We start from the raw sequence: 23,134 nt of genomic DNA, 5'->3' as shown, positions 1-23,134 counted from the left end.
TAGTTTTCGACCGGCGGTCAGTCGAAAACCTTGAATTCATATCCTTGTTCCAACAACCATTCAATGGCTCTTGGCAATGCATATTTCATGTTCTTTTCCGCTTTAATCGAATCGTGAAAGGTGATGATGGAACCATTGCGCACATAGTGCTTGACTTTGCGCAACACTTGCCGTCCGTTCAGCCGTTTGCTGTAATCGCGGGTAACGAGGTCCCACATTACTATTTGGTATTTATGCCGGAGCACCATATATTGCATCCAGCGCATGTGTCCGTGTGGCGGTCGGAACAGGTTGGTGTGAATCAGTTCGTTTGCCTTGTCGGTGTTGGCCAGATAATTATCGCTCCGGTATTCAAATCCGCGGATGTGGTTAAAAGTATGATTGCCCAACCGATGTCCGCGGTCTACTATCATTTTAAACTCTTCGGGATGCTTGCGTACATTATCGCCTACCAAAAAGAAAGTGGCTTTGATATTGTACTTGTCCAATAAGTCGAGTACCCACGGTGTGATTTCAGGAATAGGTCCGTCATCAAATGTAAGATAGACCGCTTTTACATGCTTATCCATGCGCCAAAAGGCGCGTGGATAGAGCATGCGGAGTATCAGTGGCGGTTGTTCTATTAACATAAGCGTGTGTGCTTTTTATTTTCTTTTTCCACCTACGCGGTTGTTGAATACTTCGTAAAGTTCTTCAAACTTCTTGGTATAGTGGGCAGACATATCCGATTTCGGTTTCTGTTCGCCTTCGCTTTCCACACCGCTTGCGGCATTGCAACGTGCCAAAGCTTTGTTGAGTTCGTCCAGAATATAGAAGTTGCGGACACACTCTTCATACGAATTGGCCAAGCGTTGGTCGTCAAGGCTCAGATACCAGCTGATATATTCCACTGCCTTGTTTGCCAGGTCGCTCAGGATGGCTTCTGCTTTTTCTGTTTCGCCCAAGGCCAGATAATCGTCTGCCATTTCTTTCGAGCTGCTCATGATATAATCATGGGGCACGGTTGTGCTGGGAATTACTTTCAGACTATAGTCGAGAACTTCCAGTGCTTTGTCTTTCTTGCCTTCCTTTATCAATTGGCTGGCAAGTTGGACAAACATGCGGCGGTGTGTCAGGCACATGCGCATGACTGTCTCGTCAATATAGATATCGGGATTGTCGATGCCGCCGAACTTGAACTTGTTCATCAGGTTGTCATACATCTTTTCCGAATCGATACGTGCATTGAGTGCTGTGGTATTGAACGGAGTGATGCGGTAGGCAAGACCTTCTTGTATGAAGTTGTTGCCTAAGTTCAGATGATTGTCGCTGCCCACAGTGATAGCCATGTACAGCGGACGTTCCCAATTGGTATTCGCCAACATTTCGAGCATCATCAGTTCGCTCTTGTAAAGCATACGTTTGCCTTTCAGCGAGATATTCATATATTCGGGTATCTCACCATGCAATGAGTCGGGAATCATCATGCCCGAGCGTTTGATGGCTTCTTTGTCCAGCTTGATGACAATGCTGTCTGTAGGAATCATCTGCAGACCTTCTTTCGGGGAGCGTACCCAGTATTTCAGGATATTCTTCAGCTCATAAGGATTGTCTCCGAACTCTTTTGCAGCATCTTCGGGGTTTTGTTTATAGAAGTTCTTGATGCTTTCCATCACTTCGGGACGGATGGCAACCGCTTCGTTATGCCCCTGCACATATTCCAGACGACTCCAGTCGATAGGTACGGCAGGCGAATCGTATGCCTGACGCTTCATCTGGTCAATGTACCAGTCTGTTTGCAGGTAACTCAGGTTGCAGACACGCACATCGGTGCGGAAACCTTCTGTCTCCTGATTATACCACAAGGGGAAGGTATCGTTGTCACCGTTGGTGAAGATAATCGGGTTGCCTTCTTCCTGTACGGTGCTCAAATAGTTTTGGCCGAAGTCGCGTGCTACGTAGCGGTTGCTGCGGTCGTGGTCGTCCCAAGTCTGGCTTACCATTTGGATAGGCACGAACAAGCAAACTACTGTCGCAAGGATAGAGGCCGGCTTTTCACCGATTTTTTTCTGTAACCATTCAGAGATACCTGCCACACCCATACCAATCCAGATGGCAAAAGCATAGAACGAACCGGCATAGGCATAGTCGCGTTCACGGGGTTGAAGGGGGGTCTGGTTGAGGTAGAGCACAATGGCAAGACCGGTCATAAAGAACAGGAAGAATACAATCCAGAACTGTTGGATACCGATTGGCTCGTAGATTATTTTTCCGTCCGGCGTGGTGATGCGTCTCACCTTGTAAGCCTGCCAGAACAGACCGATAAGTCCGAGCAAAAGAGGCAGACAGTAGAATACATTATGTCCTTTATTGTTCTTCAGGTCGGAGGGGAGCAGGCTTTGGTCGCCTACCAGGAATTTGTCGACAGGCGGAATACCGGTAATCCAGTTTCCGTGTTCTATCTCTCCTTGTCCCTGAATGTCATTCTGGCGTCCGGCAAAGTTCCACATGAAGTATCTCCAATACATGAAGTTCACTTGATAAGAGAAGAAGAACTTGATGTTGTCCCATTGGGTGGGAACCTTTACCATCATCATCTGTCCGCATTGGTCGTAAGGCACTTGTGTACCTTCCACTCCGCCCAGCCAGTCTTCGTATGACTGTGCATGTGCCTCGCTGTACATACGCGGGAACAGCATATTCTGTGCATACTTATATTCTGTTTTATGACGAACCACTTCGTAGCTGTCTTTTTCGTCGGGAGTAGCTTTTTCTTTCCGTTGATATATCGGAGCTCCTTCCGTCACATCATACATGCATCCGCCGTCCACTTCCTTGAGTGCCGGTTTTGAGGTATAAGCCTGTCCGTAGAACAAAGGACGGGTTCCGTATTGTTCGCGGCCGAGGTATTCGCCCAGCGTGAAGATATCTTCCGGTGAGTTCTGGTCCATCGGTGTATTGGCTGTGGAACGAATCACAATGAGCGCATACGATGAATAACCTACCATAATCATCATGATGCAGAGTAAAGAGGTATTGAGCGTGCGTGCACTGATTTGGTATTTCTTGTCCAGTTTGGCAAATAGATAAATACCCAATGCCGCTAAAATGATAATGCCGATAAAAGCACTGCTCCATCCATATCCGTAAAACGGAATGCCCAGCATGGCGATAGTGGTGAGGAAAGCGATGTTCATGCGTTTGCGGCTCTTCTCCACATAACTTTCGTATACGCCCCAAATGATAGAGGCTGCCAATAAGATAATGTAGACAATCAATCCACTGTTGAAAGGCATACCCAGTCCGTTGACAAACAGCAACTCAAACCAGCCGCCCACTTTCACTACACCCGGCACGATGCCATAAAGCACGGCAGCCACCAGTACCATCGATCCGGCTAAGGCAAGCAGACTGCCTTTCAGATTGGCGTCGGGATTCTTTTTGTAATAGTAAACCAATACAATGGCAGGGATACACAGCAAGTTAAGCAAGTGCACACCAATGGAAAGTCCTGTCAGATAGGCAATCAGAATCAGCCAACGGTCACTGTGAGGCTCGTTTGCCACACTTTCCCACTTCAGAATAAGCCAGAATACGACTGCGGTGAACAGGCTGGAGTAGGCATATACTTCACCCTCTACAGCGCTGAACCAGAAGGTATCGCTCCATGTATAAGCCAAGGCTCCTACAAGGCCCGACCCCATGATGGTAATAAGTTTGCCCAATGTCATTTCGTTGTCATCGGGGCAAACCAGTTTTTTAACGAGGTATGTAATACTCCAAAACAGGAATAAGATACACGCCGCACTCATCAAGGCACTCATGGTGTTCACCATACGGGCCACCTGACTGGGGTCACTGGTAAACTGGCTGAATAAATTTGCTGTAAGCATGAAAAAAGGTGCGCCGGGGGGGTGTCCTACCTCAAGTTTGTAGCCGGTAGTGATAAATTCAGGGCAATCCCAAAAACTGGCTGTCGGTTCGATGGTCATGCAATAAGTAATAGCTGCGATGACAAAAGCAATCCAACCAACCAGATTGTTTACTAATTTGTACTGTTTCATGAAATTATATTTGTTTCGTTAACATTCGACGAGCGCAAAGATAGTAAAGATATAGTTATTTACCGCTTGAATGTCTGTTATTTAGTGTTATGGCGCTCATAACTATCCTCTTTTTCGGGTAATTCATCCGGTTTGTACTTCTTTATTATCCTTCGATAATCAGGTGTAAAGGCAATAAAACAGCCGCTTGGTGATTAGAGTTGGAGTTTTTTTTGTAATTTGGTCGCACTTATTAAATCTAAAGAATATGAAAATCATGAATAGAGTAATTGTGGCGTGTTGCATCTTGTTATGTACTTCTGTGTGGCAGATAAATGCTCAGGATTATCCTTTCCGTCGGGCAGACTTGCCGGTGGAGGAGAGAGTGGAAGATTTGGTTCGGCGGATGACGCTGGAAGAGAAGATTGACTTGTTGGCAGGTTATCAGGATTTCTATCTTCATCCTTGTGAACGATTGGGCATACCTGCTTTTAAACTGGCGGACGGGCCTTTGGGAGTTGCTTCATGGGGATTGTTTGGCAAAGCCACAGCCTTCCCGTCGGCATTGTCTTTGGCAGCGTCATGGAATAGAGACTTGGCGGCCCGGGTGGGTGACTGTTACGGACAGGAATGGCGTGCCCGGGGTATTCATTTTCTTTTGGCACCGGGAGTGAATACTTATAGAGCTTCGAAGGGGGCCCGAAACTTTGAATACATGGGTGAAGACCCTTATCTTTCTTCAGAGATGGTGGTTCCTTTCATTAAGGGAGTGCAGGAAAGAGGGGTAATAGCCACCGTCAAACATTTTGCAGCCAATGACCAGGAGTATGACCGTTATACAGTAAGTTCGGAAGTGTCTGAGCGTGCGTTGCGTGAGATTTATCTTCCGGCATTTAAGGCGGCAGTGCAAAAGGCGGGAGTGAAAGCGGTGATGACCGGTTACAATCCGGTGAATGGTGTATATTGTACGGAAAATAAATATCTGATTGATATCTTGAAGAAAGAATGGGGATTCAAAGGTATGCTGATGTCTGATTGGGCATGTACCTACTCCGCAGACAAGGCAGCCAATCATGGACTGGACCTTGAAATGGGCAGTAACGACTGGTTTGTCAGGGAGAAGCTGTTGCCTCTTGTCGAACAGGGAGTGGTGACGGAAGAGACTATTAATGAGAAGGTACGCAGGATTTACGGCACGTGCATCGAAATGGGATTTTTTGACCGTCCGCAGTTGGATACGACGATTCCTGTTTATAACCCGAAAGCCAACCGAATGGCGTACGAAGCCGCTAAGGAGGGAATGATTCTGCTGAAGAATGAAGATAACATATTGCCATTGAAACAGGTGGCAAAGATTGCAGTAATCGGACCTAACGCCTGTTATAACTTGGTGACGGACAGGCAGCATAATGTAAACGGCATTACTTATGGGGGTGGCGGCAGTTCTAAGGTGCATCCTTGGCATGTCACTTCGGTCTTGCAGGGTATAGAGGCGGAATATCCTAATGCGGAAGTGGGGTATGCGGAAGGAATATCCAATGCATATAAGCCGAGATTGTTTCGTTCCTGTCAGTTTTATACGGAAGATGGAAAACAAGGATTGACGGCAAGATATTATAAAACGGGGCAGGGGGATGGCAGTGCTTTGTCCGATAAATTGATTCAGCAACAGGCGAAAGCAGCGGGAAGGACAGTAAATGCCAACAGTGCTTCGGGTGTTTCGCCTGCTGCCAATGGAGAAAGTACGAATAAAGATTTAGTAATGGAAAGAATTGACCGTCATGTAGATTTCTCATGGTGGGGAACTCCGAAGGAGGGATTGGGTGAGGATTATCGTGTGGAATGGGAGGGCTATGTTCCTGTGGAACGGAATGACAGTCTTCTGTTTTTTGTCGATGCACAAGGAGGGTATCGTTTGTGGATTGATGGAAAGATGTACTTGGATGCATCTGTTTCCCAGTCTTTTGATTGCAGGCAAGTGGCAGTGGAAGGACAGAAGGGGACACGTCTGCATGTGAAGTTGGAATACTTGAACCAGCGGAGTTTGCCCGCAGAGATTCGTTTGGGATATGATTATAAAGGTAATCTGGATTTTTCGGAAGCTTTGCGGTTGGCGCGTCAGGCAGATGTGGTGATATTCTGTGGCGGTTTGGACGGAAGTATCGAGTTGGAAGGGCGTGACCGTCCGTTTGAACTGCCTTACGGTCAGGATATGCTGATAAATCGGTTGGCTGAGGTAAATCCGAATCTTATTGTCAGTCTGCATGCCGGAGGAGGTGTGAAAATGAGTCCGTGGATTGACCGGGTAAAGGCAGTGGTGCATCTGCTTTATCCGGGGCAGGCAGGTGGAAGAGCATTTGCCGAGATGTTGTCGGGAAAGGTGGTTCCTTCAGCTAAGTTGCCTTTTACGATAGAAAAGAGATGGGAAGATTCTCCGGCCTGTGGCAATTATGATGAGACACGGAAAGAAAAGAAAGTATATTATAATGAAGGAATATTCGTGGGCTACCGTGGATATGACCAGAAACAGGTCGAACCGCTCTATCCGTTTGGTTATGGGTTGTCTTATACTTCATTCGAGTATTCGGATTTGCAGTTGGCGGAAATAGACAAGAAGAACAAGTCGGTTACGCTTTCTTTCAATATAACGAATACGGGAGATTACGGAGGGGCGGAGGTGGCTCAGATATATGTGCGTGATATTGTTTCGAAAGAGGTACGTCCGTTGAAGGAATTAAAAGGTTTTCGGAAAGTATTCCTTCGTCCCGGTGAGACAAAGAGTGTTTCGGTTGCATTGGATAAAGATGCTTTTCAGTATTTCAGCGAGAAGAAATTTGACTGGGTGTTTGAGTCAGGGGAATTTGAAATATGGGTAGGTGCTTCTTCCAAGGATATCCGTTTGAAAACGAAAGTAAAGATGTAATAGGAAGAGGAGGTGTGCCAAAATGAAATCGGGCTATCATTTTGACACACCTTTCTATAATCACTTTTCAGTCTGTCTGTCTTCGTGACAGTGGCATTTCAGTATGCGATGGGGGAAATTGCCGTGTCCCAACAGCTCGATGGGGCATCCGAAGTGTTCTTCCAGCCATTCGGTGGGAACTTCCGTATCGGGGTGGTAATCCAGTGTTTCGTTGACACACGCGATTGTCTTTACATTTTGCAAGACAGTACCGATGTCGTGGCTTACCAGGATAATGGCTCGTTCTTTATTGATTTCTTCCAATAAAGAGTATAGTTTTGCTTCAAAGCGTTTGTCTATATACGTGTTCGGCTCGTCCAATATCACTACTTCCGGATTAGAGACAAGCGCCCGTCCCAGAAGTGCCCGTTGCAACTGTCCGCCACTCAGCTCACCGATAGCACGCCCTTCCAGTCCTTCCAATCCCATACGGGAGATAATTTGTCTGACTTGTTCGTGCTGTTCCGAAGAATACCGGTGTAGCAATGATTTCTGTTTGCTGAGGCCGGACAATACGACTTCGTATACCGAAATAGGGAACTTCTTATCGATGCTGTTGTACTGAGGCAGGTATCCCATGGTTATTTCCGGTACTTCTTTACCGTTTTTATAAAAACGGATGGTGCCCGATACCGGTTTCAGTAGTCCTAAGATTAATTTAATCAGCGTCGTCTTTCCGCCTCCGTTAGGGCCGATAACACCTAGAAAGTCACGCTCATATACGGTCAGGTTGACGCGGCTGAGTACGGTCTTTCCATCATAAGCGGCAGAGATATCGGTTAGTTGTATAATAGGATGGTTTGTCATAAGCACTTTTATTTGGTAAGAGACTTTGCCACATTTATCATTTCTTCCTTCCAATCGTAGCTTAGCGGATTAATCGGAATTACATTTACTCCCAGCTCATCAGCTATCAATTTGGCGTTACGTGTATCAAACTCCTGCTGTACAAAAATGACGTGAGCATTGTCACGACGGCAGGTCTCGATTAAATTTTTGAGATGAGCAGGCGAGGGTTCTTTTCCTCCTTCTTCGATGCTGATTTGTTTTAATCCGTAATCGCGGGCGAAATAGCTTAATGCCGGGTGATAAATAAGAAAAGTGGTATCTGCATGTTGCAGTAGTCCGCGAAGTTCATTGTCTGTATGGGTGATAATGCCTTGCAAACTATCCAGACGATGTTTGTAATAGGGTGCATTGACACTGTCCAACTGGCACAGGGCAGCATAGATGTTATCAGCTATTATAGAAGCATTCCGGGTGGAGTTCCAAATGTGTGGCTCAATGCCTCCTCCATGATGATGGTCGCCATGGTCGTGTTCTTCCTCATAGATAGGGTCTATACCTTTAGAAGTATCGAATACCTTGAGGTGCGGGGCGTTGGAAGTCAATTTATCCATCCATGCTTGTTCGAATCCAATGTAACCGATGCGTAAGTAGGCAGTACTTTTGTCTAGATTGACTAACTGTTGCGGAGTAGGGTCGTAAGTCTCCGGGCTGCTGCCCTTAGGAACCATACTGACTACATTATATTTATCTCCGGCAATGACTTCCGTGAAGTATCGCAACGGCTCGAGTGTAACGGTTAATGTCTCTTTGCCGGGCTGTTGCTGCTTGGAGCCGCAAGCACTCAGGCAAAGCAGAGTGACGAAAAAGAGAGCGATTCGTTTCATATTTTCATTTATTGATTGTTTATTTAGTGGCTCGTAATATTTCACGTTTCCCACCCGGAGGTCCCGGAAGACGTTCCACTGTAAATCCGGCTGCCTGCAACATTCTTCTTACTACCCCTTTGGCGCAATAGGTGGTCAGGATGCCTCCTTTGTTTAATAGTTCATATAAAGAGTTGAATAAAGACTGTTCCCACATTTCCGGCTGCTTTTCGGGTGCAAACGCATCAAAATAGATAATGTCATAACCGGATAGAGAGGTCTGTCTTGCTCCTTCCGAATGAAAAAGGCGGGTAAAATCCCCTTCTATCTTATGGAGTGTGAACCACGGAGAGAGTGCCACGTCCGTGCCCCATCCGACACGGTGGATGGCGTAGTAATCTTCTTCATGTCCTTTTCCTATAAGGCCGGGATAATTCAATTTATGTACGGTATCTTCACTTAACGGATACCGTTCGATGCCTGTATAATATATTTTCTTCCGAATATCCGCTGCAGTAAGCAGGGTGAGGAAAGCATTCAGACCTGTGCCCAGTCCTATCTCGAGAATGCGCGGTTCGGCAACCGGAGAATGCTTCAGTCCCATTTCAATGAATATATGTTGTGACTCCGTCAATGCTCCTTTTACCGAATGATAATGTTCATCCAACTCAGGCACATAGAGTGTATAACTGCCGTCTGCTGTCTGTTCCAGTTCCATAAAATTATTTCATTAAAGCGGAGGCTTCCAGCACTCCCCAAACCAACAATGCATATCGAAGCACCTTTCCGACTGTCATGGCGAGGATAACAATCCATATATTAGCACGCATCATGCCCAGTACGATGGAAATGGCACTTCCCAAGATAGGGATAAAAGCAAAGAATGCCATCCATGCTCCCCGTCCGTGTACAAATTTCTCGGCGCGGTCCATCTTTTCTTTTTTTACATGGAAATATTTCTCTATCCATTCCATGTTTCCCAAATGTCCCATCCAGTAGCAGGTCATGCCCCCGGATACGTTTCCGGCTGTGGCGGCGGCAATACTTATCACCGGGTCTAAACCCAGCGGACCGACACAAGCTGCCAATACAGCTTCCGAACTGAAAGGAAGAACACTGCCGGCTATGAAAGAGCCGAGAAATAGCCCCCAATATCCCCAGTCTATCAGGAATTGAAGAATTGCATCCATAAATTATAAATAGCTAATGTTATTAGGATAACAAATGTAATGATGAAAAAGATGCCGGAAAAGCGATTACGGGTCAAAGTAAATAAATGTCCTGCTAAAATGGACATGATAATGATTTGCAGTTGCAGCAACACGTTGAAGTGCTGAGGCTGCAACAAACCTAATGTATAAGTCCATGCTTCGACGGCTATCAGGAATGAGAGGAACAAACGTGTACGTGTCTTGTCCAAATAGGAGACCATAAAATAGTGCACGCTGCATATCAGTGATATCAGTGTAACGGTTCCCCACGAAATAATTTGATTGGGAGTAAAACCGGTATAGCGGATAGGCTCGAATTGTATCAATGATTGCAATGGGTGGTAAAACAACTCCATTTTATCATAATAGAATGTGTAGCCAAAGAGAAACCAATAGGGAACTATCAGTCCGATAAGTCCGGCAAAGAATGTTTTTGCCGATAATGAGCGGAAACTAATCATACTGATATAGAATAAAGGAGCAAAATACAACAATTGCGGAAAGGCAAGGCTACCGAGTCCAATAAAGAAAAAGGCATGAAAGATGCTCCCTGATGCCTGTCCGGATTCGTAGCTGCGGAATAATTGGAACAGAGCGATGATAAATGCCGGTGGGACAAGGTTGGAGATATGGAATGGATGGAGAAACATACATGCCGACATGATGAATCCAAACAGACTGACGTGCAGCATAGTCCGGGTTCGTATCAGGGTGAAAGCTGTATTCATTTCAATCATCATGTATCCGGTCAACGCACACGATACAAAACTGAGCAACTCACTCCATAAATGGATGCTGGCTCCCCATAAAAACAGGCATATAAGGATGACAACGGGAAGGGTTAACCTTCCCGTTGCTACATCTATTTGGAATTTATTATAGCCTGTCATGCATTATTTTTTCAATGATGACACCATTAAAGGTCGAATCCGATATCCGAACGGAAATACTTCTTTTCGAAATCTATCTTTTTGGCATTGGCAAAAGACTGAGCCAATGCTTCTGCTTTATCGGCACCATAAGAGCTGACCGCAATGACACGTCCGCCGCTAGTCACTACCCGTCCGTCTTTCAATGCGGTTCCGGCATGGAATACGATACTGTTTTTGATAGCATCCAGTCCATTGATGGCGAAGCCTTTGTCGTAATGTTCGGGATAGCCTCCCGATACCAACATGACACATACGGCAGAACGTGGGTCTATTTCCAGTGTCTTCTCATTCAGGTTGCCGGCAGCCACTCCTTCAAAAAGTTCTACCAGGTCACTCTTGATGCGGAGCATGACACTTTCTGTTTCAGGGTCACCCATGCGGACGTTGTATTCAATCACCATCGGTTCACCTTTTACATTGATAAGGCCGAAGAAGATGAAACCCTTGTATTCGATACCTTCGGCAGCGAGCCCTTCCACAGTGGGACGAATAATGCGGTCTTCTACCTTTTGCATCCATTCCTTATCGGCAAACGGAACAGGAGAAATACTACCCATACCACCGGTATTCAAACCTTTGTCGCCTTCACCTATGCGTTTGTAGTCCTTTGCTTCGGGCAGAATCTTGTAGTTCTTTCCGTCTGTCAGAACGAATACGGAGCATTCGATACCACTCAGGAATTCTTCAATGACTACAGTGGCGGAAGCATCGCCGAACATACCGCTCAGCATTTCTTTCAATTCTTTCTTTGCTTCTTCCAGTGTAGGCAGAATCAATACCCCTTTGCCTGCACACAGTCCGTCGGCTTTCAGTACATACGGAGCTTCCAGTGTTTCGAGAAATGCCAAACCTTCTTCCAGGTTAGCGGCAGTAATGCTCTTATAACCGGCAGTCGGAATGTGATGACGCTGCATGAATTCTTTTGCAAATTCTTTGCTTCCTTCCAATACGGCACCTGCCTTTGACGGGCCGATGACAGGGATATTCTTCAATGCTTCGTCGTTTTTGAAGTAGTCGTATACTCCTTTGACCAATGGGTCTTCAGGACCCACTACTACCATGTTTATATCATTTTTTACTACAAACTCTTTGATGGCTGCAAAGTCGTCGGCTTTCATAGCTACATTCTCGCCTACCTCGCTTGTTCCGGCATTTCCCGGAGCTATATACAGTTTCTCAATCTTGGGGCTTTGGGCAATCTTCCATGCCAGGGCGTGTTCACGTCCGCCTGAGCCTAATAGTAACAGTTTCATATTCTGATATTGAATTTATTATTTTAGATGGTCTTCAAAATAGCGGGTGATGTGTTCGTATAAGTGAACACGGTCACGGCCGAACATATTGTGTCCGTCTTCTGGGTAAATAAAGAAGTCGGGATGTGTACCTGCATCAATGCATGCGCGCAGGAAGGTGTAGCTGTGTTGCGGAACACAAGTAGGATCTTCGCCGCCATGAATCAGCATCAACCGTCCTTTCAGGTCGCCGGCTCTCAGTTTCAGATTTGCTTTATTATAGCCTTCCGGGTTGCTCAGCGGACTGTCCATATAGCGTTCGCCATACATTACTTCATAATATCCCCAATCGATAACCGGACCGCCGGCTACACCTACCTTGAAGATATCATTATAGGTCAGCATGAGGTTGGTGGTCATGAAGCCGCCGAAGCTCCAGCCATGTACACCGATGCGGTTTTCGTCTACATAACCGAGTGATTTTAGAAATTCCACTCCTTTTACCTGATCCTTCATTTCTTCTGTACCCAGTTGGCGGAAGGTGCAGTTCTCAAACTCCCGTCCGCGATTGTCACTGCCGCGGCTGTCGACAGTCAGCATCACATAACCCAGTTGGGCCATGTAAATATCCCATCCTCCGGCGCCATAGTTACGCACATTGTGTATCATTTGTGCATGAGGGCCGCCATACACATAGATGACTGCCGGATATTTCTTGTTGGGGTCGTAGTTCACCGGTTTTACCAGACGATAATAGAGGTCTGTCTTACCATCGGCCGCTTTAATGGTGCCGAGAGTGATTTCGGGCATATTGTATGCATCCATCGGATTGGCAGCAGTCAGCAAATTGATATTTTTTCCTTTACCCGAAGTAGGAACAATGTCTATATTACGGGGAACGGTGGAAGAAGTATAGTTATCTATCACATATTTACCGCTTGCTGACAGTTGTACATTGTGCATTCCATCTTTATTCCCGATGAGACGGCGTTTCCCGGTCTTTACATTCACGGCGTATGCGTTACTTTGTAACGGAGAAACCTCAGTGCTCATGATGATGATTTCTTTGGTCTTTTCGTTGAAGCCGAGAATCTTTTGCACAAGCCATTCGCCTTGAGTGAGCTGTTGCTCCATAATAATGTTGTTGGTGATAGTAGCTTCGCAGTCTCCAAACATTTGTTCGGCACCGATAAAGGCACTGAGATAGGGTGGTACTTTTGCTTTGTGGGCATCCAAATCGTACAAATATAAGTGATTGTAACCATCCATTTGACTTTGGTAGATAAATTTTGTATCATCCCAAGGCAAGAAAATAATAGGATGTTGCGGTTCTACGTATTTGGGATGTGTTTCTTTGATAAGTACGGCATCTTTTTCTCCGTTTTCTGCATTATACCGCACCAACTCTGCATGATTTTGGTCACGGTTCAATTCTATCACATAAACGCTCTTTTCGTCCGGGCTCCAACTAACGTTAGTGAAATAGCGGTCGGTCGGGTCACCGGCTTTCAGGTAGACAGTCTTTTCGGTTGCAGGATTGTAAACTCCCACGGTAACTTTATGGCTGGTCATTCCTGCCATCGGATACTTGTCCGGTTCGAGGGTGGCGATACGGGTCGTAGTATTCACTTGCGGATAATCCGTTACCATTGTTTCATCCATGCGGTAAAAAGCGAGCAGGTTTCCTTTCGGACTCCAGAACGTACCTTTATAAATGCCGAATTCTTGACGGTGTACACTTTGGCCGCATACGATGCCTTTGGGTTCATCGGTTACTTGGTGGGTTTTACCGTCTGCAGTGGTTACAAACAAATTATTGGCAATGGTGTAAGCCAGCGAACGGCTGTCTTTGTTCCAGTCTTGGTTGGCTGCTTTGGCGGCAATGGGCTGACTCCATATTATTTCTTTCTTGTCACAGTCAATCAGCACCTTGTGGGTAGATGTGTTTACCAGCATCCACTTTTCGGTATATGGAAAAGATACATTATATAAATGATTCATCTTTCCCAGTTCCTTGGCTGCCAGCAAGTCATTTGTGTCTTGCAAGGTGAAGAGGACAGTCTCTTTTCCGTTGGCCGGGTTCACCGCTTTTACCTCTTCTATGTCGGCGTTGATACATACGTCTCCCCACCATTTCAGTCCATACAGATTCTTGGGCTGTAGATTGAAATAGTTGTTTCCTCCCGGCATCAGATCTTCGAGAGTAAAACTTTTCTTATCCTGCGCTATAACACTCATAGTAGAGATACATGATGTCATTAATATAAGTAGGCTTTTTAGTATAATATTCTTCATAGCTTCTTGTTTTTTCCGGTTTGGGGTTCCGGTTCAGAACCTCAAGCCGGTTAATTCTTTACTATCTATTTTCCTCTTTCTTAAAGCGTGGTTTAAACTCTTTTCTTTCTCCGGTTCCTCTGTCTTTTCTGTCTTTGTTCTTGAAATCTCCACGTCCTTCGCGTTTGTCATCAAAATTGCGTCGTTCGCGCCGTTCTCCGTACTCCACCCTTTCACTGTTGCGGCGGGGGCGGGTATCTTCGCGTCGTGGTTTGAAATCTCTGTCTTTATTTTCGGTACGGAACTCTTTATATTTTCCGTCAAACAACTGATATTTGCGGAATTCACATTCCAAAGCACCATTAAACAACGGTATCTTGATAGATGGCTTCAGTCCGATTTGGTCGAAGCATTCTTCACGATAACTCAATATCCATGCGTCGTTTCCGGCAAATGCATGTTTCAGACGTTCGCCAATCATCTGGTATAAACCTAATAAATCGTTTGTCGAGATGCGTTCACCGTAAGGAGGGTTGGTGATAATGATACTTTTCTCTTTCGGCTGTTCGAATTGCTGGAACGGTTGTATTTTTAAGATTACCTCCTTGCTCAGTCCTGCTGCTTTCACATTATGTGTAGCAATCTCGTTGGCTTTCGGATTATTGTCATATCCATATACTTTATGTGTGAATTCACGCTCTTGTGAATCATCGTTATAAATCGTATCGAATAATTCTTGGTCGAAGTCGTTCCATTTCTCGAAAGCAAATTCTTTGCGGAATACGCCCGGAGCGATATTACGTGCAATCAAGGCCGCTTCAATAGGAATGGTTCCTGAACCGCACATCGGGTCTATCAAGTCACATTCGCCTTTCCATCCGGTCATTAAAATCATACCGGCGGCCAGTACTTCGTTCAACGGAGCTTCTACTGCCTCCTGGCGATAACCGCGACGATGTAATGATTCGCCGGAACTGTCGAGTGACAAAGTACATTTGTCTTCGGCAATGTGGATGTTCAGTGCTACATCAGGGTTATTGATGCGTACGGAAGGGCGTTCGCCGTTTTTCTCGCGGAAGTAGTCTACGATGGCGTCTTTCACCTTATAGGCTACGAACTTTGAATGGCGGAATTCATTCGAGAATACTACTGCATCGACTGCGAAGCTCTTGTTGGTGTCCAAATACTCTTCCCATGCGATGGATTTAATGGCTTCATACACTTCATCGGCGTTTTTGGCTTCAAAGTGCTTAATGGGTTTCAGGATACGGATGGCTGTACGTAGGCAGAAGTTAGCCTTATACATCATCTCCTTGTCGCCGGTAAAAGCTACCATGCGTCTTCCTATTTCTATATTGCTGGCTCCCAGCTCGGTGAGTTCTTTTGCCAGAACTTCTTCCAGTCCCTGGAAAGTCTTGGCGATTAGCTCGAATTCTTCCTTCATTTTAAAATGATAATTACGTAATTTCAATTGATGCGACAAATTTAGTGATTTTCTCTTTGCTATTCAATTATTTAGAAGATTATCTGTTTTTTAGAAGTTAAATAAGGCGTAAAAGAGGGCAGAAAACAAGATTGGTAATGTTTGTTAAAGGTGTGGAATATTGAAAAAGACCGTCCCAGCACAGTGCTTGGGGCGGTCTTTTGAGTTATTTATAAGTAGGGTTTATACTACTTTACTTCATTATTTAGCAGGCTGAATCTGTACGGTAGATGTATAGACAATGCCTGTAGCGTCAGTCAAAGTAACTTTTAATGTTGACATACCTGTCAAACCGGTAACTTTAATACCAGTAGCTGTCAAAGCTACGGTTGCACCGGATTCAATTGTAAATTCAGCTTTAACATTATTACCTGTTGCAGTACCTGTTACCAGTTTGTAAGTTGCTTCATTAGAGTTAGTCAATCCTGTTGTTGGAGTGGCAGCAATGTTAACATTGTTAACAGCTAATGTTGATGCATCCAATTCCAACTCGATACCGGTTGCTTCTCCTGAGTCATCTAAGATGATATCACCGCTACTGATAGCTACACCTGCAAGAGGAGTAACAAGTTTCGATGTATAAGAATCAGATGCTACTGTAAATGCTTCCTGCAAAGCATCGAACTCATCAGTAGTCAAGGTTGAGTTTAGATCAGAAGTTTGAGCCTGATAGAACAACGGATAGTATGCTGTCATGTTTGCGAACGTATTTTCTTTCAGAGCATCTCCTGTAGCATTGTATACCACTGTCTTATCCAGAATTGCTAATCCTCCTCTGCCGCTGATTCTTGCTATTCCGTTCTCTGTTGAAAGTTCAACATTACTTGAGGTAGCTATCGGAGATTTAGAATCAATATATTTCACGTCATACACAACTTGTGAATACTCTGCATCTGCATAGTTGGCAGTCTTATTAAAGGCTTCGCCAAATCTCAGTTGAGCACCATTCGCAGGTTCAACATAAATTCTAGCATTGAATTCAGTCTTGGCAGTATTCCATTCGGTAGCAGTCTTTTCAAACATATCAGCGAATGAAGGAACAGTTACATTAACCGGCATATTAATCTTGATGATTTCATTGCCTTTAATATTTCCGCTACCTGTTACATAATTCTCATCCATTACAACAAATGACAATTGGTAGTCACCCGGTTGAGCATCAGCAGCTACAGCCTGGTATACAGGTAATTCGATATAACGCAAGTCAAGAATATCGTCTGTATTATCTGTCCATGCTGTTCCGTCAGCTTTCAGATATGAAACAGTATTGAACTTATTGTAAGTAGAGTTACTCAATGCAGTATTATCTCCTATCAAGAAGCCGGTCTGACTCTTTTCTTCTACTACATAGAACTGAGCTGTTTCACGTGCAGCTTCACGAGTTGCGGCAGGAATATTCTTGAATACGTCACCTAAATCGATGCGTACGTTCTTCAAAACGTCGGCAACAGTTGCGGCGGGTGCAATCTGATGAGTTGTAGCAGCGATGGTTTGAGCAGTTACTGTGCTACCGATGATATTGAATTCAACTTCGTTGTCGGTAATTGCAGATTCGTAACCGTTGATAGCCATTGTATGTACAATACCCTTGATAGTTACACCTGTAGCAGAAGCAGGAACATTGATAGTCATACCGTCAACAGTGATTCCGTATTGTTCTGCCAAAGATTTGTTTGTACCTTCAAAAGTGATGTATGAATCATACAAATCATTCTTTTCGATAAACAATTCTGTGCTTCCGGTGGGGAATTTACCAGATGATAAATTTGCTACTCGTCCGTCTGCAGCTACATATTTTATATCAGCACCGGTTAGACCTGTAATAGCTGCGTTAACAGTAGACTTAGTATCACTGGGTTTAACAGCCAATTCATAAGTAGTATAAGGAATACCATTTACACATAATGTGTATGCCATAGGTGTATTAGCTGCTACATCAAAATCGAATACTTCCTTGATGTTGTTGGCAGTAACATCATCTGTCATTTCGATAGACAAATCCCAGCTACCGTTAGCTGATGCAGCACGAGACATTAATCTGTTGTTTGCAACAGCAGTTATATTTGCCGGAGCTACATTGCCTCTTGAATCGACCAAAGTCAGTGTTTGTGCCCCTAAGTCATAGCCGGCAGGAGTAACCTGAACCTTTACAACGTTAGTCTGACCTACCATTAACTGATTTCTGGTGATAGCACCTTTTTTACCTCCCCAGTTAGGAAATGCGATATGGGCAGTACCCCATTGAAATGCACTGGCAGTTCCTTCAATATCAATGAATTCAGCGTCCTTTTCTTGGAACTGTACAGAAGTCAATGCAGCAGATGCTTTCATCAACTCAACAGTTTGCAATTTGCCGTCTGCATCGGGCAAAGTGATGGTTACGGTACCTGCGCTTTGATTGTCCAAAATAGCATATTGACCAACCTTGATGCCGGTAGCTGTACCATTGATTGTCAACTCACCGTTTTTCACTGCGACTGTGTCACCTACCTGACCTATCACCTTTCCGTCTACTTTGAGGTCTTTGCCTTCAATAGTAATGGTTAGTTCGTCTACATCAGGAGCTGTTGTCTTGATGGTATACGTTTTTGTACCCGTGCCGTCAACTACAGTCAATACACCTGTCTTTTCGTCGAAAGTCACACTGGTCACACCCTTGTCGCCAATCTTTGACTCCAATTCAGACAGTGTAGTTTCAATCTTGTCAATCTTGCTGTTGATTTCGTCGATATCATCGTCGTAATCTTTACAAGACACAAATGTTCCTGTCGAGGTAACCATTAAGGCTCCGAACAGGATTGCACTTAAAAACTTTTTGTTCATAATAGAAAAACTTTAAATTTATAAATTTAAAAAACTAAAATTGGTTATACATATTCTATCGGTTCTGAGGACTGTATCGCCCTCTGTTCTTGTTTCATATATCTTTTTGGAGAAACACCCGCCACCTTCTTAAAGGAAGTGTAAAACGTACTTCGAGACAGAAACCCGCATCGTTGGGGCAGCTCCTCCAACGGACACTTGCCTGAACGGAGCAGCTCCTTGGCATATTCTACTCGGTAACCGTTCACCAAATCTTTCAGGTGGCAACCGAAGTAGCGGTTCACCACGTTGGACAGATAAGTCTGGTTCGTTTCAATCATATCGCTTAGCTTATTCAATGAGAGCTTCGGGTCAAGGAACACCTGGCGCACTTCCAAATAGTACAATACATATTTATATATATCACAATCGACTTTCCTTTTCGGAAACACTTCACTGCCCGCATACTTCTGCTTCCAGTAAAGATGGGCAGCTCGGAAGAGCAGGTTCTTCTGCCTTTCGGAAGTAAAGGTGCGCTTGTCGCGATGTAGGAACAGGTAGTCCATTGTATTCTCTTTTTATCGTCTTTATTTCAGATAAATACACATTTTTCAAACTCTTAAAAAAGGGTTGCGTTCAGTGCATCTCTTAGTAAGAGATACACCGAACGCATATAACTGCTTTATTATTAATTATTTAAGCCGATAAAAAAGTGTCCTATAACTTAAGACTAAAGATATTTTTGCATTTGTCTTGTGATTTTTCTTCTCAAAAAGTTTTAATTATCAAAACTTTGTGTAAATTTGCAGCGAAATGCATATCTCTTACTAAGAGATACACATTTTTTCTTCTTTCTCCCAAAATCTTATTCATCACATTCCCAACAGATTAAACATCATCAACTATCCGTTTTACTCTTGTCTTGTCAATCTTAACAGATGTCAACGTATCCTAATGGAAAGACCTTGAAGTTTTTAAAAAAGACCAAGGAGTTTCCGAAAAAGACTTAAGTGTTTTTCAAAAAGCTCAAGGTCTTTTCTCGGAACAATAGAAATTTAGTGGGGATAGTTCCGTTTGTTCTCAGAAACTTCCGTTCTTTATTTTATAGAAATGAATTTTTTCGGGAAAGATAAGAGGAGGTGTTTTTTCTTCGATATATTGAAATTACTCAAAAAACAGTTGATAATACAATAGTAAGTTGCATTCATTTATACTCTCATGCTCTCATTTTCAATGTAATCAACTCATAATGAGCAAGTCACACACAGTGAGAGCATAATAAAAAGTGAGAGCATTGCTCTCATGCTCTCACTCACTTCTTTTTATATATTTCGCATCTCATTCAAGCAATTACAATAAGCTTTTCCAGGCCATGCATTAGGCTTATAAGGACAAGCACTACTTGGATGAGCGATAGGGATGAGGCTATCTTGCGGCAAGACAACAGCGAATCAGGGTCAATTTTGCATTCATTTTGTTACATTGTAGCCTTTATTCTGTATCTAATAGTGCAAGCAGACGGATCCGTTTATAGAATTAGCTTGTCTTTTATTGGTCGAAATAGCAAACTCCTACATAAGTTGTTACACTTCGGGGGAGTACTTGCAAGGCATATCCGTCTTTGCTGCACGTAATTGTGCTTTCTTCCCATCGTTTGTCCATGGTGGTTGTGTAAGAACTTAAGGGTTCCTTGCTTCTGGCATCTTCTAATGACAGCAGACAGTCTATCTTTTTGTCTGTAGGATTCACTACTACCACGGTGTAACGGCCGTCTTTGATAAAAGAGGTTACCTTTACACCTTCCGGCATTCCGCTTGATTCACTTTTGATGCGATGGCTGCCTGTGGGGATGTATCGGGTGTAATTGCCGAAAGTATCATAACGTTTGGGCAAGACGAACTCACCTGTTGTCTTGTTTAAAACGATGAGACTTTCATTGTTGCCGGTAGGTTGTGCTCCTGCCCACCACACGATGGCACTTACATGAGCCTTCTCCAGATAATGATGGAACGTGGTTGCCCAGCGCAAACCATCTTCCATGGAGGTATCGAGTGGAGTGATGTCACTGATTTCAGTCACCCATACCGGTATCTTCTGTTGCTCTGCCTCGGCAAAAGGAATAATCGGTGTCTGTCTCAGTTCTGCGGGAAGAGGCAGACTGTCGGGCAGAATGTAGCCGTGACCGGCTGCTATCAACCTGTCGGATGGCATATCGGGATGTTTTTTCAAAATCTCGTTGGTGAAATCAGCAGAAGAAATCATCTTCAGCCGGTCGAAGGTAACAGACCATGCAGGGTTTTCTCCAAAGATGATTTTGGCAGGGATTTCTTCTTTTTCGAAAGTAGGAAGAAGATAGTGATGGATGAAATCTCCCATTTCACCGGAAGTCCAGACACAGGAGTTCCAAGGGGCCGGATAACCTGGTTCGTTGGAGGGTGACAAGGCGTATGTATAGATACCTATGGATTGGAAAGCCTTGTAGAATGCAGCCATATAATCGGCAAAGTCCTGATAGTGTTCGGGACTTAGTCGTCCGTGGGTGGCATATTGGTCGGGAGTGAGTTCTCCGCCTTCTTTCATCCAGGCAGGAGGGCTCCATGCCGAAAACATGAGAAGAGTTTCGGGATATTTCTGTTGTGTGTACATGGTGAGCCAAAGTTGTCCCCGCCTCAATAGTTCGTTCTTTTCCAGTGAAGTTGCATGGGCAACGGTGGCGGCACTAGTATCTGCTTGTAGGCCGAAGTCGTATTGATGAGCCTCCTTAGAGTAATGAGGAAATATCTCGCCCCTTAGAATATTGAGCTTTAGCCCGTCAGGACCATAAAGGGCGTCGATTACTTTCTCTCGGTTAGGGAATAAGAACAAGGCATCGGACCAACCGGCTTGTGCTGCCCCGAAACCATTTATCACTTGTTCGGCAGGCCGGTTTGTGTGGAGGATGATTCGTGATAACGAATCGCCTCCCTTCACAGGGAGGCAGATTCCACCAATTAAACTAATTGCTAATATAAATTTTTTCATATTTATGTTGTTTCAATTACTGTTTTATTTATCCCACCATACACGGGTGTTTACATTGTCCGCACCTTGTCGGTGGATAGCATCCTCAAGATTTGCCTTATTAATGGTATATTCATCTGTAGGATAAGGCACACGTCGGGGGATTTCTCCATTGCTTTCATTGCCCGAATAATGAGTTGGAGTCAGTTTGGGATATCCGCAGCGACGCCAGTTGGCATAGCTTTCGTAGCCATTCATAAAGGTAGCAACCCAATATTGTTTGCCTAGCACTTCCATCTTTTCTTCTGTGCTTCCAGCTTTGCCAAACAGGTCTTGTGCCAAGAATGTTTCTATCTCTTTATTACTGATTGTTATTCCATAAGCTATCTCTTGTTCTTTCATCGATAGCGTAACGGCTTCTTGGTATAAGGTATTGGCATCTCCGCTTACCCAACCGCGTAACGCTGCTTCTGCTTGCAGCAGTTTACTTTCACTCGGCATTAAGAACAGGGTAGGCGCGTCCATTTTCAAAATGGTATTGATGTTGAAATTGGAATAAGCTTCTTTTCCTAAATAACCGCCGGGGTAAGAAGGGATATTATTACTATCGTAACCGTTGGGCAGACCGACTTGTTTGTCGGGATTGTTATCACCGTTTTTCAAAGAACAGAACACACGGATACGCGGGTCGTTGGTTTCCTTAAGGTAATCCATGAAAGTCTTGCTGATTTTTACGATGTCATTGTTTACATAGTTGTCAACCGAGAAACGGTAACTCAACGGATTCTTTTCTTCGTTGCGGCGCGTGTTGTGCCTTACCATGCAGATATCGCCTGCTTCACTCATTATTCCGCCGTCAATGGCTGCTTTTGCTGTTTCGGCTGCTCGTGCAGGGTCGACTTTGCAGAGACGCATCCCCAAACGAAGTAACAATGAGTGGCCGAATTTTCTCCACTTGGCTATATTCCCATCATAAAATAAATCACCGCTGATGGCAGGCTTATCTTCACTTAGCAACTCGATACCGGCTTGTACTTGGTCTATCATATCATAGTAGATAGACTCTTGGCTGTCATATTTGGGCTTGTAAATTGCTTCGTGAAAACCTAGGCCGGCTTCGGAATACGGCACATTTCCATATAAGTCTGTCATACGCTGAAACAAATAAGCTCCCCATATCTTGGCAACGGCTATCATGTTTTGGTATTTATCCGGGTTCAGAGTAGCTTGATACTCCATTTCGCGCCAGTTCTTGATGGTGGAGGAGTAATAATCCAAGAAGTATGTGTTTGCGGGTGCACTCATCATATAATATTTGTCTCCGGCACTAGCCTCACTACTGTTTAGAGTGGCGGTCTGCTGTACCAGCATCATACAAGTGCCTACCTGCATATTTTTGGTGGCACCTCCGGTAGTGGTGTTCATCTGAGTATAGGTGAGCAATGGTCCCGGTTCGATAGTAGTACTGTTATTGGGGTCGGTATTTTTTTCTTCGAAATCACAAGCAGTTACCAAACCTGCAACGGATAACAGAAGTACGGATTTTATCAGTTTATTGTTCATA

The 23,134-nt window shown here is 44.4% G+C and carries 15 protein-coding genes; 1 reads left to right on the top strand and 14 read right to left on the bottom strand.

Annotated elements, in window-relative coordinates:
- Positions 1 to 17: 17 nt before the first annotated feature.
- Entirely contained in the window at positions 18 to 629 is a 612-nt protein-coding gene (locus IR173_RS10840; protein WP_237039617.1) for a polysaccharide deacetylase family protein, read from the bottom strand.
- A gap of 15 nt (positions 630 to 644) precedes the next feature.
- Positions 645 to 4,043: a protein O-mannosyl-transferase family gene (locus IR173_RS10835; protein ID WP_237039616.1), complete on the bottom strand. Its 3,399-nt coding sequence runs from the start codon at positions 4,041 to 4,043 to the stop codon at positions 645 to 647.
- A gap of 247 nt (positions 4,044 to 4,290) precedes the next feature.
- On the opposite strand from IR173_RS10835, the gene IR173_RS10830 reads away from it, so the two are divergent.
- Positions 4,291 to 6,945, top strand: a complete 2,655-nt coding sequence (locus tag IR173_RS10830) for a beta-glucosidase (protein WP_317207939.1) — start codon at positions 4,291 to 4,293, stop codon at positions 6,943 to 6,945.
- A gap of 60 nt (positions 6,946 to 7,005) precedes the next feature.
- On the opposite strand, the gene IR173_RS10825 is transcribed toward IR173_RS10830, so the two are convergent.
- The 12 genes from IR173_RS10825 to IR173_RS10770 form a co-directional block, all read right to left on the bottom strand.
- Positions 7,006 to 7,791, bottom strand: coding sequence for a metal ABC transporter ATP-binding protein (locus IR173_RS10825; protein WP_237039614.1), 786 nt, complete (start codon positions 7,789 to 7,791; stop codon positions 7,006 to 7,008).
- 8 nt (positions 7,792 to 7,799) lie between these two features.
- The gene (locus tag IR173_RS10820; protein WP_237039613.1) at positions 7,800 to 8,657 is read right to left on the bottom strand and encodes a metal ABC transporter solute-binding protein, Zn/Mn family; all 858 of its coding nucleotides are present in this window, start codon (positions 8,655 to 8,657) and stop codon (positions 7,800 to 7,802) included.
- Between the two features lie 19 nt (positions 8,658 to 8,676).
- Positions 8,677 to 9,354, bottom strand: a complete 678-nt coding sequence (gene mnmD, locus IR173_RS10815) for a tRNA (5-methylaminomethyl-2-thiouridine)(34)-methyltransferase MnmD (RefSeq protein ID WP_237039612.1) — start codon at positions 9,352 to 9,354, stop codon at positions 8,677 to 8,679.
- 4 nt (positions 9,355 to 9,358) lie between these two features.
- Entirely contained in the window at positions 9,359 to 9,826 is a 468-nt protein-coding gene (locus IR173_RS10810; RefSeq protein WP_237039611.1) for a YqaA family protein, read from the bottom strand.
- Complete coding sequence (locus tag IR173_RS10805; protein ID WP_237039610.1) at positions 9,802 to 10,737, bottom strand: hypothetical protein; 936 nt, start codon at positions 10,735 to 10,737, stop codon at positions 9,802 to 9,804. Before IR173_RS10805 ends, IR173_RS10810 begins: the two co-directional genes overlap by 25 nt.
- A 26-nt stretch (positions 10,738 to 10,763) precedes the next feature.
- Positions 10,764 to 12,032, bottom strand: coding sequence for a phosphoribosylamine--glycine ligase (purD, locus tag IR173_RS10800; protein ID WP_237039609.1), 1,269 nt, complete (start codon positions 12,030 to 12,032; stop codon positions 10,764 to 10,766).
- 18 nt (positions 12,033 to 12,050) lie between these two features.
- The gene (locus tag IR173_RS10795) at positions 12,051 to 14,270 is read right to left on the bottom strand and encodes a S9 family peptidase (protein WP_394800664.1); all 2,220 of its coding nucleotides are present in this window, start codon (positions 14,268 to 14,270) and stop codon (positions 12,051 to 12,053) included.
- Positions 14,271 to 14,367: 97 nt separating this feature from the next.
- On the bottom strand, positions 14,368 to 15,729 hold the full coding sequence (locus IR173_RS10790) for a THUMP domain-containing class I SAM-dependent RNA methyltransferase (RefSeq protein WP_237039607.1): 1,362 nt from the start codon (positions 15,727 to 15,729) through the stop codon (positions 14,368 to 14,370).
- Between the two features lie 240 nt (positions 15,730 to 15,969).
- Entirely contained in the window at positions 15,970 to 18,591 is a 2,622-nt protein-coding gene (locus IR173_RS10785; protein ID WP_237039606.1) for a hypothetical protein, read from the bottom strand.
- 44 nt (positions 18,592 to 18,635) lie between these two features.
- Positions 18,636 to 19,136: a helix-turn-helix domain-containing protein gene (locus IR173_RS10780; protein WP_237039605.1), complete on the bottom strand. Its 501-nt coding sequence runs from the start codon at positions 19,134 to 19,136 to the stop codon at positions 18,636 to 18,638.
- Between the two features lie 982 nt (positions 19,137 to 20,118).
- On the bottom strand, positions 20,119 to 21,591 hold the full coding sequence (locus IR173_RS10775) for a glycoside hydrolase (RefSeq protein WP_237039604.1): 1,473 nt from the start codon (positions 21,589 to 21,591) through the stop codon (positions 20,119 to 20,121).
- Between the two features lie 24 nt (positions 21,592 to 21,615).
- Positions 21,616 to 23,133 (bottom strand): SusD/RagB family nutrient-binding outer membrane lipoprotein, encoded by a 1,518-nt coding sequence (locus IR173_RS10770; RefSeq protein ID WP_237039603.1) that lies wholly within the window; start codon positions 23,131 to 23,133, stop codon positions 21,616 to 21,618.
- Position 23,134 lies beyond the last annotated feature (1 nt).

The organism is Phocaeicola faecalis, from assembly GCF_021730445.1.
Taxonomy (GTDB): Bacteria; Bacteroidota; Bacteroidia; order Bacteroidales; family Bacteroidaceae; genus Phocaeicola; species Phocaeicola faecalis.
This window is presented reverse-complemented; position numbering and strand designations above follow the sequence as displayed.